This is a genomic window from Aliidiomarina soli, from assembly GCF_003986975.1.
GTDB classification, from domain to species: domain Bacteria; phylum Pseudomonadota; class Gammaproteobacteria; order Enterobacterales; family Alteromonadaceae; genus Aliidiomarina; species Aliidiomarina soli.
Map to the genome: position 1 here is coordinate 223,514 of NZ_PIPO01000005.1, position 15,092 is coordinate 238,605.

The 15,092-nt window shown below is 52.4% G+C and carries 16 protein-coding genes and 1 riboswitch; of the genes, 10 read left to right on the forward strand and 6 right to left on the reverse strand.

Going from position 1 to position 15,092, the window contains the following annotated elements; genetic code table 11:
- Positions 1-4: 4 nt before the first annotated feature.
- Genes CWE14_RS11885 through CWE14_RS11895 form a run of 3 tightly spaced genes read right to left on the reverse strand, consistent with a single transcriptional unit; the run spans position 5 to position 3,883 of the window.
- On the reverse strand, positions 5-2,704 hold the full coding sequence (locus CWE14_RS11885) for a fimbria/pilus outer membrane usher protein (protein WP_126799574.1): 2,700 nt from the start codon (positions 2,702-2,704) through the stop codon (positions 5-7).
- A complete protein-coding gene (locus CWE14_RS11890) occupies positions 2,667-3,419 on the reverse strand; it encodes a fimbrial biogenesis chaperone (RefSeq protein ID WP_126799575.1) in 753 nt (250 codons plus the stop codon). Before CWE14_RS11890 ends, CWE14_RS11885 begins: the two co-directional genes overlap by 38 nt.
- Positions 3,419-3,883: a spore coat protein U domain-containing protein gene (locus CWE14_RS11895; RefSeq protein ID WP_126799576.1), complete on the reverse strand. Its 465-nt coding sequence runs from the start codon at positions 3,881-3,883 to the stop codon at positions 3,419-3,421. Before CWE14_RS11895 ends, CWE14_RS11890 begins: the two co-directional genes overlap by 1 nt.
- Positions 3,884-4,058: 175 nt before the next feature.
- A riboswitch (cyclic di-GMP riboswitch) is annotated at positions 4,059-4,147 on the reverse strand.
- A 282-nt stretch (positions 4,148-4,429) separates the two neighbouring features.
- On the opposite strand from CWE14_RS11895, the gene yaaA reads away from it, so the two are divergent.
- The 8 genes from yaaA to CWE14_RS11935 all read left to right on the forward strand — a co-directional run bounded on the left by yaaA (position 4,430) and on the right by CWE14_RS11935 (position 9,924).
- Positions 4,430-5,206 (forward strand): peroxide stress protein YaaA, encoded by a 777-nt coding sequence (yaaA, locus tag CWE14_RS11900; RefSeq protein ID WP_126799577.1) that lies wholly within the window; start codon positions 4,430-4,432, stop codon positions 5,204-5,206.
- Between the two features lie 11 nt (positions 5,207-5,217).
- A complete protein-coding gene (locus CWE14_RS11905; RefSeq protein WP_126799578.1) occupies positions 5,218-6,081 on the forward strand; it encodes a DUF3014 domain-containing protein in 864 nt (287 codons plus the stop codon).
- A 21-nt stretch (positions 6,082-6,102) separates the two neighbouring features.
- Complete coding sequence (locus tag CWE14_RS11910) at positions 6,103-6,684, forward strand: 1-acyl-sn-glycerol-3-phosphate acyltransferase (RefSeq protein WP_126799579.1); 582 nt, start codon at positions 6,103-6,105, stop codon at positions 6,682-6,684.
- Entirely contained in the window at positions 6,684-7,349 is a 666-nt protein-coding gene (locus CWE14_RS11915; protein ID WP_126799580.1) for a hypothetical protein, read from the forward strand. Before CWE14_RS11910 ends, CWE14_RS11915 begins: the two co-directional genes overlap by 1 nt.
- A 125-nt stretch (positions 7,350-7,474) precedes the next feature.
- The gene (ribH, locus tag CWE14_RS11920; protein WP_126790082.1) at positions 7,475-7,939 is read left to right on the forward strand and encodes a 6,7-dimethyl-8-ribityllumazine synthase; all 465 of its coding nucleotides are present in this window, start codon (positions 7,475-7,477) and stop codon (positions 7,937-7,939) included.
- 11 nt (positions 7,940-7,950) lie between these two features.
- The gene (gene nusB / locus CWE14_RS11925; RefSeq protein ID WP_126799581.1) at positions 7,951-8,370 is read left to right on the forward strand and encodes a transcription antitermination factor NusB; all 420 of its coding nucleotides are present in this window, start codon (positions 7,951-7,953) and stop codon (positions 8,368-8,370) included.
- 14 nt (positions 8,371-8,384) lie between these two features.
- A complete protein-coding gene (gene thiL, locus CWE14_RS11930) occupies positions 8,385-9,362 on the forward strand; it encodes a thiamine-phosphate kinase (RefSeq protein WP_126799582.1) in 978 nt (325 codons plus the stop codon).
- An 88-nt stretch (positions 9,363-9,450) separates the two neighbouring features.
- Positions 9,451-9,924, forward strand: a complete 474-nt coding sequence (locus tag CWE14_RS11935) for a phosphatidylglycerophosphatase A family protein (RefSeq protein ID WP_126790079.1) — start codon at positions 9,451-9,453, stop codon at positions 9,922-9,924.
- Here the strand turns inward: CWE14_RS11935 and dxs are convergent.
- The 3 genes from dxs to CWE14_RS11950 are packed head-to-tail and all read right to left on the reverse strand — an operon-like array spanning position 9,919 to position 13,001.
- Positions 9,919-11,781, reverse strand: coding sequence for a 1-deoxy-D-xylulose-5-phosphate synthase (gene dxs, locus CWE14_RS11940; protein ID WP_126799583.1), 1,863 nt, complete (start codon positions 11,779-11,781; stop codon positions 9,919-9,921). The two genes, CWE14_RS11935 and dxs, sit on opposite strands and share 6 nt — an antisense overlap.
- A 3-nt stretch (positions 11,782-11,784) precedes the next feature.
- Positions 11,785-12,699, reverse strand: a complete 915-nt coding sequence (gene ispA, locus CWE14_RS11945; RefSeq protein WP_241972402.1) for a (2E,6E)-farnesyl diphosphate synthase — start codon at positions 12,697-12,699, stop codon at positions 11,785-11,787.
- Positions 12,700-12,746: 47 nt separating this feature from the next.
- Entirely contained in the window at positions 12,747-13,001 is a 255-nt protein-coding gene (locus CWE14_RS11950; protein ID WP_126799584.1) for an exodeoxyribonuclease VII small subunit, read from the reverse strand.
- Positions 13,002-13,290: 289 nt separating this feature from the next.
- Between CWE14_RS11950 and pomA the strand changes: the two genes are divergently transcribed.
- Positions 13,291-14,049 (forward strand): flagellar motor protein PomA, encoded by a 759-nt coding sequence (gene pomA, locus CWE14_RS11955; protein ID WP_126799585.1) that lies wholly within the window; start codon positions 13,291-13,293, stop codon positions 14,047-14,049.
- A 3-nt stretch (positions 14,050-14,052) separates the two neighbouring features.
- Entirely contained in the window at positions 14,053-14,979 is a 927-nt protein-coding gene (locus CWE14_RS11960; protein WP_126799586.1) for a flagellar motor protein MotB, read from the forward strand.
- Positions 14,980-15,092: the final 113 nt, after the last annotated feature.

Below are 15,092 nucleotides of genomic sequence, written 5' to 3' on the forward strand. Positions count from 1 at the left end.
ACCATTAGTGTGCCTCAGGGTGGCAGGTTGCAGTGCCTAAATCGAGCAGGGCGTCGTCGCTTAGCGGTACGCTGAGTACGAATGAGCAGCCTTGCTGCCCCCAGCGCACATGTATTTCGTTGCGCTCTTGCAGTGCGGTCATATAGGTTTCGCCGCGGTGTCCAACCATAAAGCTGTTGTCGTTTGTACTGCTTGCGGTCGCTCCGACCGGAACCGGCTCTCCGTTTGGTAACTCAATGCGGAAAAATGCACTGCGCGTCAGCCGTACCGGAAACTCAAGTTTAATCCCGCTGCGATAGTACGGCGCGACTTCCTGTTCCAGTGAGTCAATCGTAGCGTTCAGCGGTAAGTCGGCTTGCTCAATCCGAATGCGGTTGCGTTGATACGGTCGTAAACGAGGGATCATCGCATTGCCTCGGTGGTTGGTTCGTCCAACCAGCTGGTTATCTGCGTACACCCGGACATTCGGGAAGTCTGGCAACTGAACCAGCGCAAAACTTCGGTTGAGCTGGCGGCTTGCTGATAATTGGCCATGCATGAGGGTAAAGGCGCCGCGTAATCCGGCGCGGGTTGCGGTTATATCCTGGCGCTTTGAAATGTCCATACTGTATCGGGCATGGTCGTTTTGATACTGAATGCTCGCCAGGCTTAGGTCGCGCTCACTGAAACCCTGACGCAGGCGGTAGCCGACCCCAGTGCCGCTGGGCAGGCTACGTTGCAGCTGGGCATAGCCTGAGGTGTCATCGCCGCGGTTCTGCGCGGAGACGCTGGCACTGGTGCGGTTCCAGCCTAGTGGAACACTCAGGGTCAGGTTGAACCGGGTGTCCTCGTCATCCAGATAGTGCAGAGCGGAGAGTCGCAGACTGACAAAGCGAGCGAACTGGACGCTGTAACCGGCATTTATAAACTGAATGCCTGGCCGGGTGCGAAAATCCTGCTCGGTATAGGACAGACTTAAGGTGCCACTGCGTGCGGTCGAATAGCTACTGAAAGCGCGAAGTTGCTGGCGCGGAACAAAAGCAAAGCGGGTCGTGCCAACACGTTCAAAGTTCTCACTGGCGATTTCGGCGTCTATTCCAAAATTGAATCGGCGACGCTGGTACTGCATACCAATGCTAAGCAACTGACCACTACGGTCATCACCATAACTGGTGGCGACAGCTGCGTGAACCAGGCTATTCCAGGGCAGGGTATAGCTTGCGCCGACCCCACCAAGCTGCTGTTCTGAGGTGGCCTGAAGATGCACCTCGGAGGTGAAGTTATTGGTCAGGCCAAAGCGATGCAACCCACTGACCAGCCCCGGCCCATAGTCATCGTTACGTAAGCCGAAGTTTTGCCGGATATAACCCAGCTCGATGGAGTAATCATGCAGGCCTGCCCGCAGCATTCGACGGTTGGCAAAATAGTTTTGTTGGATGACCTGCTCGCGGCCAAGAATATCGGTAACCACCATGCGAGCTTCGCCGTAGCCGGTAATGGCGGGCAGATCGTCGATGCTGAAAGGCCCTGCGGGTACCTCAGTACGGAACCGCAATGCTTCGTTGATAAAGAGATCAATCGTCGACGGCTGGCTGGCTTCCCCCACAAAACTCAGAGTTGGCATGGTCAGCATCTCGGGCTGGGTACTGAAATTGGAGCCCCATTGTACTCCGGCAAAACGAGTGGCCCGGTTCCAACTGGCAGTGCGGCTGATGCTGTCGCCAACAATAAGGGTAGTCATACGTTCGGGGTTGTCATAACGCCACTGGGTATCGAGCCGAATGACCCCTTGTTCATGGTATTCGGATTCGTTGCGCGCGAGTACCCGGGTGGAGCCACTGCCCCAGCGGTTAAACAGGCCCAATTCGAGTAGCCCGGACGCACTTAGGTCGTCCTCGCGCTCAGTGGCATTCAGGTCGTAGTTGAAAAATGCGCCGAGACTGGATGCCGTCAGTTGAGGGCGTTCCCGCTCGTGACCACGTAGTCGCAGGCGGGCAAACTGGGCGGCGGGCACCTCAATATTGAGCTGCAATTGCTGAGGGTTTATCTGATAGCGTACACCAAGCTGGCGCAGTGAATAATAGGGCTGCTGGTAATGCGTCATATATGCCTCAGCGGGCAGCTCGATACGCCAGCGTTCAAGGTCACTGCCAGCTAACAGGACATCGTGGTCGAGTGTGGTGAGCGCCAGTACCGTGCCAAAGCCTCCTTTGTTGTTTATGAAGACATCCAGCCATTGTTCACTACTGACCTTGGCCAGTTGATAGAAGTCCAGCACCAGCCGGAACTGGAACCCTTCCATTGGGCGCAAATCAAATATGTTGAGGCTTACAGGACTATGGAAATGAAATCTGACGCGAGCACTGTTAACTTGAAGGTCGGTTATCTGAACGTGTTGCAGCGCTGGGTGGTCACCCGGAATAACCTGTTCTAACCAGCTGGGGAAGTCGTGTTGTTCAGGGAAATAGAATACCAATGACAGTTCGGTGGCCGAACTACCATGTTCAATCTCTGCACTCATTCCGCTGACACCTTCCAGTACTAACCGGGTTCTGTCCTGCCAGTCACCTAACCGTACCGTGCTTATAGCACTGGCAATCGGTTGGTTAAAAAGCGGCTTGGCAACGACTGGCGAGGTAACCAATGGCAGAAAGCAACAACCAGTAATAACAAGTATTGAAAGGAATTTAGTCCAGCTGAACGGTGCGTGACTGTTGGTTGCCATTCACTCTCGCTCTTAATTGCAGGGCGCTGCTGTCGCTTACTGCAAAGTCAGACGGCAAAACCCACGTGCGGCTGGAACCCGGTAACACATAATCGTTCAGTGACCGGCTAAAATCCTGACCTGAAGAGCTGGCTTGCAAGCGCGTTATTTGCGCATGACCGTTGCCGCGATTCACCACTGATATAACCTGTCTGCCTTGGTTATTGAGCCGGGTCTGCCATTCCAGTTGGTGGGTAGCGCTGCCGGTAGCCGGTTCGACAAATACCGGTACACCGATATTCAGCGCCATTTTGACCCCATTCGAAGTGTCGTCTGCCGGGGGCAGTTCACGCAGATAGAGTCGATAGCTTAGTTCCAGCTCCGGATCTGGCGCCCGACGCAGGCCGACCCGAATAGTCTGGGTCTGGTTCGCCGCTACCGTGAAAATAGGTGGGACTGCGAGCAGTTCATCGGTGTCTGTGTATTGCTCGTGGCCGTTGATCTGTTGCCATTGTTTAATATCAAGCTGAATCGAAACGTCGCTTGAGCTGGTATTGCGCACACGCATTGCAAACACTTGCTGATTGGCAGAAAGCTCGGCGCGAATTGGTTGTACGGTGAAGCTAGTGGCGTGAGCCGGGACTAAAAGCAAAAGTACCAGCAATAATACCAGCGAGCCGCAAACCAACAGACCGGTGCGACCGGTCTGTTGTAGCTTAGTTGCAGGGGATTTCATCAGAAAGTAACAGTTACAGTCACTGTGCCAGTGTAAGCACCAATTTCTGTGGTGTTATCAATGGCCAACTGAGCAAACACATCATAGTTTTGTATAGCGCCGTTACCTGTTGCTGCGAGGGTATCTGTCGTATCATTCCAGACCGTTAGGAAGCCGGCATCCTGGAACAGACTATAGGTTACCGCAGGAGCAGTGGCATGGGTTAATTGTCCTGTATGACCTAAAGCAATATCGTAACCAGCTCCGTTGGTGCAGGTTACATCGAGAGTTGCTGGTGCGGCGGCAGTAATAGCATCAATGTCGGCGAATGCGTCGACGTCACCGAAATTGACTGGGTTGGCGACCAATTGACAGCTGGCAACAACGTTAACATCGATATCAAAGGTGCCAACTTCCTGAGCCTGCGCAGTCATAGACATGGTGGTTGCGGCCGCAATGGCCGTCGCTAGTACGAGTTTTTTCATGGTCGTTCTCCTGACAGGTAAAGACCTGCGTTGTGTTGCATTGTTATGTATGGGACATACCCATGGGTACTGCTTGGTTCCCGAACAGTATTGAAGTAAACAACGCAAGACTCATTGGCATAGTGCAATGGAGAAGAACAAAACATAACCGAAGTACACTGAAATATCAGTCAAGTTTGGTATCCCCTCGATCCTGGAATGTTGCCATTCTTTAGACAGGTAGCTTTGCGTCCCCACCTTTCGATGAGTTTGCCTTTTCAATATGCGTAACCCGTTATTAAACGCGGTTACCAGCAATTTTTAATAATTTGTAATATTGCTGTCACGGTTGACTGTAAAGTAATCAAACCAATAGAACAAGATTAATTTTTAAACAAACATTCTACTGGGTGCATTTTAACGGGTTAAAAAATTGGTTTAATTCGAAAAATACGCTGGTACAGCAAGAGGCTAAAGCGGGTTGCGGAGGTAAATTGGGTCAACTCTTGGTAGTATACGAAAAGAAATGTCATGAAACGTTATTCAACTTCAGTGAGGCGGTTACCTATGTTATTTGTTGTTTCCCCAGCGAAAAATCTCGACTATCAAAGCCCGGCAGCAACCGAGACCTATAGTCAGCCGCGGTTACTCGACGAGGCGGAACAACTGGTAAAGCGGGCGCGAACTTTGTCGCCTCAGGAACTTGGCTCATTGATGAAAATCAGTGATAAATTAGCCGGTCTCAATGCCGCACGCTTTAGTGACTGGCAACGGCCATTCACACCACAGAACGCGAAACAGGCGGTATTTGCATTTAACGGTGATGTTTATGCGGGGCTGGATGCGAATACGTTAGGCGCAAACGCGATTGACTATGCTCAACAACATATGCGTATTCTGTCTGGCCTCTATGGTGTTTTGCGGCCACTCGATTTGATGCAGCCTTACCGGCTTGAGATGGGGACCAAACTCACCACCAGCCGTGGTAAAGATCTGTATCAATTCTGGGGCGACCGGATTAGCGAACAACTGAATCAAGATCTGGCCAGTGCTGGCGATACAGTGTTGGTAAATCTCGCGTCCAACGAGTATTTTAAGGCTGTTAACAAGGGTAAATTGCAAGCAACACTGGTAACACCTGTATTTAAAGACAGCAAAAATGGGCAGCTAAAGGTAATAAGCTTCTATGCTAAGAAGGCACGGGGCTTAATGGCGCGTTTTATCGCGGAAAACCAGCCGGCCGACGTGCAGGCATTAAAAGCCTTTAACAGCGCGGGATATAAATTCGATGCGGCGTTGTCTTCAGATACAGAGTTGGTATTTACCCGTCCAGAACAAATTTAAAGGATTTAGCCATGAGTGAACACGATCCTGCTCAATCGAACACGCCTAAGCGCGGCCTTATTACGCTTGTTGCCCTTGCCCTGGTAATTTTACTACTGGTGGTTGTCGTTTTATGGTGGTCAGGCTCTGATGAGGAGCCGGATAGCCGCCAGTCAGTGCCGGTCGAGGTCAGTGAGCCTGAGCCGCTACCGGACCCTGAGCCCGAACCTGAACCATTACCGGACTACATGCCTTTGCCTGAGCCTGATTCGACCGCAGACGTCGAGCCGGAGCCTGAACCTGAGCCAGAAATTGAACTGCCTGAGCTGAATCAAAGTACGCAACCACTGTTAGCAGAGCTCGAAGAGCGAGAGCAAAATGTGCGTCCTCTGCGTAGTGAGCACCTGGTCCGTGATATGGTTATTTTTGTACATAACTTAAGCGATGGAGAGGTGATCCGTGAAAGCGCCGGTGTGAGTAGCCCTGACGCTCGTTTCACCACGCAGGAAGTGGATAACCAGTTGTATATCGACGAACGCAGCTTTGCCCGTTACGATGAGCTGGTAGACTGGTTTGTGAGCCTTGACAGTGAAGTGGTGGTGAACCTGTATGAAGCCTATCAGCCTTTGTTTGAACAGGCCTTTACTGAAATAGCACACCCTGATGAGACATTTCAGGTACAGATTCAGGACGCCATTGATGTACTACTGGCGACCCCGGAGCCTGAAGGGCTGCTTGCTTTATCAGATGATAGTGTAATGTATACCTTTGCCGACCCGGAGCTGGAGTCTCTGCCTGCAGCGCAGAAGCAAATGCTACGTTTGGGTCTTGAGAACCAGCGCAAAGTGAAGCGTAAACTGCGAGAAATTCGGGCGCGGCTCGAAGAACTCAATTAACAGGGACAGGTACAGGCGCGTATGACAGAACGAACGGCCGGTTTGCCAGTAAAAGCGAACCGTTTTCTCTACTGGTTGGGTGGCATTGGGCTTCGTCTGCTCGGTGGCTGGAGAATTGAAGGGCAATTGCCAGACCTGGCGAAAGGGGTTATCCCTATCGCGCCACATACCTCCAATTGGGACTTCATGGTTGGTTTGATGGTGAAATTTCGGTTAGGTTTGCAAGTTGCCTTTCTGGGTAAACATTCGTTGTTTCGTTTTCCACTCAAAGGATTTTTCACTCGTATCGGTGGTATTCCGGTAGAGCGGGGAAAAGGGCAAGGAGTGGTCGAAACGATGTGCGATGCCTTTGCCAAACGCGACCAGCTAATTCTGGTGATCGCGCCGGAAGGTACCCGCAAGAAAGTAGCCGCGTGGAAAACCGGTTTTCTCCATATAGCCAGTCAGGCGAAAGTGCCAGTTATTCCGGTCGCACTTGATTATGCCCGTAAAGTGGTACGGATCGGTGATCCTATGGACGTTTGCGATAATATTCAGCTGGCGCTGGAAAAAGTGCAGGCATTTACCGGACAGGCGCAGGGCAAGAACCCGAGGAATGGTTAATGGAAAAACAGACTGAAAAGCGTTCAGCCCCTATCAAGATCAGCATGGTTGGGCCCTTGCTCCTGAGCATGTTGTTATGGGCGTTCACTGCGACAGGGCAAAGCGATTTAACTCAATATGATGCTCCACAGGAATACCAGGACGACTGGCGCTTCGTGGTACTAAGCGAGAACGACAGTGTTGCCTATTATGGTGCCGCCCAGGCGTCCCGACGCATGTTGTATGAGACCTTAGGCTGGGGCTGGCCCACCTCTAAACAGACCCTGGAAAGCCATACCGACACCATTCAATTCCATGTTCAGCAACACAACGAGGGTGCAGCCTATACCTACGTTATTCTCGAACCGCAACATCGTCAGCTGCGTGGCGCATTATTTATTAGCCGGGTGCAGAACCGCAGTGACGTGCCAGGGTTTGATCCGGCAGAGTATCAGTTTGAAATAACCTTCTGGTTAAATGAAGCGGGACAATCCGCTCAACACAGCAACCGCTTAGTGGCCAATATCGCGCAGTGGGTACGGGAAGAGTGGGACGTCGAGTCGGTCCTATTCCCGACTTCGCGGGCCAATATCTTTGCCCGCAATCAGTTTGAACAGAACAATTTCGAAATGGTTGCTGAAGATGCCAGTAGCAATGAGCTTTTGTACAGGTTTCGTGCGCGCTGATACGCAATGTGGTAAACTACGCGCCATTTTTAGACTGGGTTTGTCGCAACCGAGAGCATGAAAGCAGTCTGCGCAACCTGGTGTACTGGGTATTTTACGGTCAGTGACCGTATTTAGGACATAAGATGAAGACAATTGAAGGTGGCGTTGCAGCGCCGGGTAAAAAATTTGCCATCGTGGTATCTCGTTTTAACAGCTTTATCGTCGACGCGTTACTGGAGGGTGCAGTAGGTACACTTCAGCGTATCGGCCAGGTCAACGCGGATGACATTACCGTGATTCGGGTGCCAGGTGCCTATGAGCTGCCGTTAACAGCGAAGAAAGCCGCAGAAAGTGGCCATTATGATGCCTTAATCGCGATTGGCGCGGTTATTCGCGGTGGTACACCACACTTTGACTTTGTTGCCGGTGAGGCGAACTCTGGTCTGGCTCAGGTTGCCATGCAATCAGGCATTCCGGTAGCTTTTGGTGTGATTACTACCGACACCGACGAACAGGCCATTGATCGGGCTGGCGTAAAGCACGGCAATAAAGGCTCAGAGGCTGCATTGAGCGCCCTTGAAATGGTCAACGTTCTGCAACAGTTGTAAGGATAATCATTGTGAAACCAGCAGCACGCCGTAAAGCACGTCGCTTGGCTATTCAGGCTATTTATTCATGGCAGCTTTCGAAAAACAGTATCAGTGATATTGAGGCTGAGTTTTTGACTGACAATGACGTTAGCAAGGTCGATGTTGATTACTTTCAGGATCTGATCCGAGGCGTCGCAACCCAGGCCAGTTCACTGGACGGCTCATTGTCGCCGTTTACCGACCGGCCGTTTGCGGATTTAGATCAGATCGAGCGGGCGATTTTACGTGTCTCCGCCTACGAGCTGAAGTTCCGCGTGGATGTGCCTTATAAGGTGGTTATGAACGAAGCGATTGAGTTAGCCAAAGCATTTGGCGCCGATGACAGCCACCGTTTTGTCAACGGCGTGCTCGACAAAGCGGTTGACAGTCTGCGTGCGGCGCGACAATAAAACTGGTTTGCGATATGTCTGTTCTTAGCGAGTTCGAACTAATCGAGCGTTATTTTCGTCATCATGGCCAGTCGCGCCGTGACGTTCAACTTGCGCAGGGCGACGACTGTGCGGTGGTAAAGACCACGCCGGGCACAGAAATTGCGGTTACCACAGACACCATGGTAGCGGGCGTTCACTTTGATGACAAAGTGCCGGCGCGCGCCCTTGGCCACAAACTGGTGGCGGTCAATCTGTCTGACCTGGCGGCAATGGGCGCTGAACCTGCATGGTTGTCGCTGGCGATTACCCTACCCAAAGCCGACCATACATGGCTGAGTGAATTCTCGGCTGGAATGCATGAACTGGCTGGTTATTACCATTGTCAGCTGATCGGGGGTGATACCACCCGTGGCCCGTTGACCTTAACCCTGACTGCTCAGGGCTTGCTGCCGGAAGGACAAACCCTGGTACGTCACGGCGCCAAGCCAGGTGACTGGATATTTGTCAGTGGTACCTTAGGTGATGCTGCAGCTGCGCTTGCTGCGCAGCGTGACGATTTAGAGATCTCCAGCGCCGGTCAGAAAAAGCTCGAGGAGCGTCTCTTCTACCCCACACCGAGAGTGTCCTTAGGGCAGGCTCTACGGGGCATGGCGACGAGCTGTATTGATGTCTCCGATGGATTAGCGGCCGATCTGCAACATATTTTAAAACGGTCTGAGGTTGGCGGACGTCTGTTTCTGACCCAGTTGCCATACTCTGATACGCTCAACACATTGTCACTTGAGCAGAAACGTCACTACGCACTGCACGGTGGCGACGACTACGAACTGTGTTTTACCATTCCTGAAGAAATGCGTGGCTCGCTGGAAACCGCCTTGACCCATTCCGGGGTAGATATTACCTGTATTGGTCAGATTGACAGACAGCCAGGGTTGCGTTTTTTTGATGGCGATAACGAAGTAACTGCCTCGGGATTAGGCTATCAACACTTTGGTATGGCTACACTTTAGTACCTGAACGTACCTCAAGGCAACTGAGAGCTGGGTAGCTTAACCTGGCTTATCTTTACTTCAGCGAACAGACGATAAGGACACCCGGATGAGTTACCGTCACCTGTTAAAAAACCCGCTTCATTTCCTGTCATTGGGGTTTGGTAGTGGTCTGTTTCCGAAGGCGCCAGGTACCATGGGAACAGTGGCCGCGATTCCTGTGGTGTGGCTGGCATCGTACCTCGGCACTACTGGCTTCATTATTGCCACGGTAGTGGCATTCCTGGTCGGTATCTACCTATGTGGCTATACCGCTAAGGCAATGGGCGAGCATGATCACCCGTCTATTGTGTGGGACGAAATAGCGGGCTATATGGTGGCGATGATTGCGGTTCCAGTGAGCGTAAGCACCCTGTTGCTGGCGTTTATCCTGTTCCGTATCTTCGATATCCTCAAACCGTGGCCAATCCGTTACCTTGACCGCCATATGCATGGCGGCCTGGGTATTATGGTGGATGACATTCTGGCTGGTTTAGCGAGCCTGGCAATCATTCACGCAGTACTCGCTATGGGCTGGTTATAAGCGCTTTCGGATCGAGGCTTCGATACCAGCAGCATCCAGTTCAAGTTCAGCCCGTATTTCAGCCTGTGAACCATGTTTGATAAAGCTGTCCGGTAAGCCCAGCATAAGCAGCGGGGAAGGCTGTTGCTGAGTCATTAGCAATTCGGCGACGGCGCTACCAGCACCCCCGGCAACCGCGTTTTCTTCCAATGTAACCAGCAAGTCGTGCTCAGCCGCGGCTTTTTTAACGGCCTCTGCATCCATCGGTTTGACAAAGCGCATGTCGATGACAGTGGCATCCAGCGCTTCGGCGGCCTGCATGGCTTCAGGCAGCAAGGTGCCGAAGTTCAGGATAGCAACCTTCGTCCCCTGGCGGCGCACGATCGCCTTACCCAGTTCCATTGCCTGCAAAGACTCCAGCTCGCATCCAATGCCGCTACCGCGTGGATAGCGCACCGCAGCAGGTTGCTGCAGATGGTAACCGGTATACAGCATCTGACGGCATTCGTTTTCATCGCTGGGTGTCATCACCACCATGTTTGGAATGCAACGCAGGAAGCTGATGTCAAAGGCGCCCTGATGGGTCGGTCCGTCGGCACCGACAATACCGGCCCGGTCAATCGCAAACAGCACCGGCAGGTTTTGCAGGGCAACGTCATGAATCAGCTGGTCATAGCCACGCTGTAAGAATGTTGAGTAGATCGCAACCACAGGTTTGCGTTTACCAATGGCAAGGCCGGCGGCCAGGGTGACCGCGTGTTGCTCGGCAATGGCCACATCGTAATACTGGTTAGGGAAGCGTTGTGAAAACTCAACCATGCCAGACCCCTCGCGCATTGCGGGGGTTATAGCGACCAGCTTATCGTCCTGGCTGGCCATCTCACACAGCCAGTCACCAAAAATTTTCGAGTACGACGGCAGCCCAGGTTTACTAGCCGGTAATTGATTAATCGCCGGATCAAACTTCGGCACACCGTGGTAGCCAATCGGGTCTTTTTCGGCTGGTTCGTAACCTTTGCCTTTGCGTGTCACCACATGTAAAAGCTGGGGCCCTTTCAGTGAACGCATGTTCTCAAGGGTTTCCACCAGAGTAGTCACGTCATGCCCGTCGACTGGCCCGATATAGTTAAAGCCAAGTTCTTCAAAAATGGTGCCCGGAGTCACCATCCCTTTCATGTGCTCTTCGGCACGGCTGGCCAGTTCGCGGACGGTGGGCATACCGCGCAGCATTTTTTTCGAGCCTTCGCGCAGCGAGGTATAGACCTTGCCGGATAGCAAGCGGGCGAAATGATTGTTTAGCGCACCGACATTTTCCGAAATCGACATTTCGTTGTCGTTCAGGATCACCAGCATATCCGGTTTAATATCGCCGGCGTGGTTCATCGCTTCAAACGCCATCCCGGCCGTCATCGCGCCATCACCAATGACCGCGACTACCCGGCGGTTCTGACGTTCTTTCTCAGCGGCAATGGCAAGGCCTAAGGCGGCACTGATTGAGGTACTGGAATGGCCGACTGAAAGCACATCGTATTCGCTCTCATCGCGCCACGGGAAAGGGTGTAAGCCGTCTTTCTGGCGAATACTGGACAGTTCATCACGGCGCCCGGTCAAAATTTTATGCGGGTAGGCCTGATGACCGACATCCCAAACTAAATGATCAAAGGGCGTTTGATAGACTTTATGCAAGGCGACGGTCAGCTCAACCGTACCAAGACCGCTGGCCAGGTGGCCGGAACTTTGACTGACTGAACTTAGCAGGTACTGTCTTAACTCTTTACACACCTGGTCGAGCTTTTGCCGGGGCAACGCGCGCAGATCTGCAGGGGAGTCAATCAGACGTAACACAGGGTACTGTGTTGTAGAGGTGCTTTCAGTCATGAACTAACGGTCTCTTGTGATCAGGTAATGGGTGAATGCTGCTAATACCTCGGTATTGTACGGGATAGCATCCAACGCGTGTAGCGCTTTTTGCGCTAACTCGGTGAGGTAGCCTTGGGCGCTCGCAAGCCCCATTAACGCTGGATAGGTGGATTTTTGCTGTTCGGCATCGGCGCCCTGTTGTTTGCCTAGGACCTGAGTGTCGCCGATAACGTCAAGAATATCATCCTGAACCTGGAAGGCTAACCCGATCAAACGGGCCCACTGGCGCAGATGATGACTCGTCTCCAGCCAGCTCTGCTGGTCTGCCCGGGCGTTAGTTGCAACCTCACTGGCAAGCAAAAGGCCCAGTTCAACGGCAGCTTCGATCAGCGCACCGGTTTTATAGTGGTGAATTCGTTCAAGGGTATCCAGGTCGACGTGGCGGTTGGTTGCCTGCAGGTCAAGAGACTGGCCGGCACACATGCCCTGCGCACCAGCTGCCTGCGCCAGCGTTCGAACCATGTTTAGCTGGACCACGGCACTGACACCCGCAAGCGGACGGCTGATTAGCTCAAAGGCGAGACTTTGCAGTGCATCACCAGCAAGAATGGCGGTCGCCTCGTCGAAGGCTTTGTGGCAGGTCGCCTGACCGCGACGTAAATCGTCGTCGTCCATGGCTGGCAAATCATCGTGAACCAGCGAATAAGCATGAATGCATTCAATCGCCGCCGCTGCTCCGTCAAGGTTTTTCGCCTCGGCACCGAGCATTTCACCCACCGCGTAGACCAAAAATGGACGGACTCGTTTGCCACCAAGCAACACCGCATAGCGCATGGCATCATGCAGGCGAGGGCAGACCGGATCGATGGCAGTAAGCTGGATCTGCAGGAAGTCACTGTGACGTTGGCGGTACGCCTGTAATTTATCGGTAAGCACAGGGTCCTCAGTCGCTGACGTAACGCTGTTGTTCGTCATCTGACTGGTCATGTTGACGGGGCCTCATCGTCGGACATCGGCTGCAGGGTTTCCTGTGATCCCTGACGCACTAATAAGCTGACTTTTTGTTCAGCCTGTTGCAGCTTTTGCTGACTGATCCGCGACAACGCCACGGCACGTTCAAATTGCTGCAGGGACTGCTCAAGGGGCAAATCGCCTTGTTCGAGCTGGTTAACAATGTGTTCAAGTTCACTCATCGCTTGCTCGAAGGTTAACTCAGAGGTGTCTTTGCTATCAGTCATCAGATGTTCTCCACGGAATGCTGCCACATCGGTGTTGCAACACGGGCCGCCATGTTAATCTCGCAACCTTACCGAACCTGTAGGCTAAATTCAATTGCCAGCGTTGCCAGGCGTGCTCTGCACGGCTGCCAGAGGGCTTTGCGACTGAAGTAATTTGCAAAGAGTTAGTAAAGAAATAGACATGGGCGCCGATGAATTAACAGTACCGACAAAAATTGCGGTTGTTAGTGTAGCGCGGATGATGAAAAATAGCGCCTCTTCTTGAGACACACACAACGGGGAGATCTGTGTGGATATAGCAACAATAATCGGCATTATCGGGGCGCTCGCCTTCATTGCGATGGCGATGCTGTTCAACGGAGACATCGGGCTCTATGTGAATGTGCCGTCCATCTTTATCGTATTTGGCGGATCATTATTTGTCGCCCTGGCCAGCTATCCGTTAAGTCAGTTTCTTGGCGCGGGTAAAGTCGCCGTCAAGGCCTTTATGTTCCGTATCGAGCAGCCTCAGGAGCTGATCGATAAAGCGGTGGAAATGGCTGATTCTGCGCGTAAGGGTGGTTTTCTGGCATTGGAAGAAACGGAAGTCCCCAACCCGTTTTTTCGCAAAGGCATTGATATGCTGGTGGATGGCCATGATGCCGAAGTCGTGCGCACGACCATGCAAAAAGACATTGATTTGACCTATGACCGACACGAACGTGGCGCTAATATTTTCCAGACCATTGGCGATGTATCGCCAGCGATGGGGATGATAGGGACGCTGATCGGTCTGGTTGCAATGCTGGCTAACATGGATGACCCAAAAGCGATCGGCCCAGCGATGGCAGTAGCCTTGCTGACCACGCTGTACGGTACTTTCATTGCTAACATTATCTGTGTGCCGATTGTGAACAAGCTCAAACTGCGTATGGAACAGGAAAAACTGAATCAGGAACTGATGCTGGATGCGGTGCTTGGTATTCAGGATGGCCAGAACCCACGTATTATCGAATCGCTGTTGAAGAACTATCTCGCTTCGTCGAAGCGTGTGGAAGAGGAGCGTTAAGCTATGGCTCTGCCGGAACCGCAAAAAAAGTGCCGTAAGTGCCCGCCGAAAGGTCTGGCGCCCTGGATGGCTACCTTCGCGGATCTGATGGCACTGCTGTTATGCTTTTTCGTACTGCTGCTGGCATTCAGTGAAATGGATGTACTTAAATTCAAGCAGATTGCGGGCTCGATGCAGTTCGCCTTTGGTGTGCAAAATCGCATTGAAGTGGAAGATATTCCTCGCGGTACCAGTGTGATTGCCCAGGAATTCAGTCCCGGCCGTCCGACGCCGACGCCGATTGAAACCATTCAGCAGGTAACCAGCGACATGACCGAGTCGACTCTGGACTTCCAGGACGGTGAGGATGACTACGTAGGTGGCCCACAGCAGGAAGAAGGCGGTGAGGCGGAACCTGAGGAGCAGTCGCCTGAGCAAATGGATATGATGCAGATGCAGGAGCAGACGGAACAGGCAATCAACCGCATCCGCGAAGAAATGGAACAGGAAATTGAAGAGGGCGCATTAGAGCTGGAAAACCTCGGTCAGCAAATTATCATCCGGGTGCGCGAACAAGGCACCTTCCCGCAAGGGTCTGCGTTCCTGCAACCACAGTTCCGCGGTGTTATTCGTCGCATTGGTGAAGTTCTGAATGATATTCCAGGTGAAATTACCATTTCAGGACATACAGATAATCGTCGTATTCGTTCAGAAATGCACAGTTCAAACTGGGATTTATCCAGTGCACGCGCCGTGGCGGTGGCTGAAGAAATGCTCAATGTAGAGAATTTCGAAGAAAGCCGCCTGACCGTTCGTGGTCTGGCCGATACGCGCCCACTGGTGCCTAACAACAGTGATGATAATCGTCGGCGCAACCGCCGCGTTGAAATTTCAATTCTGCAGGGGAGTGCGATGGAGTCACAACCAATCAGCACCCAACAAGGCAACTAGCCGATTCACCCCGTTTTTTGTATAATTGCCTGCCATTGGATGGCCTTGCCGGTTTAACCGACAAGGCCATCGTCGTTGTAGCATCTTGCTGTCCTAAGATGCCGTGCACACCC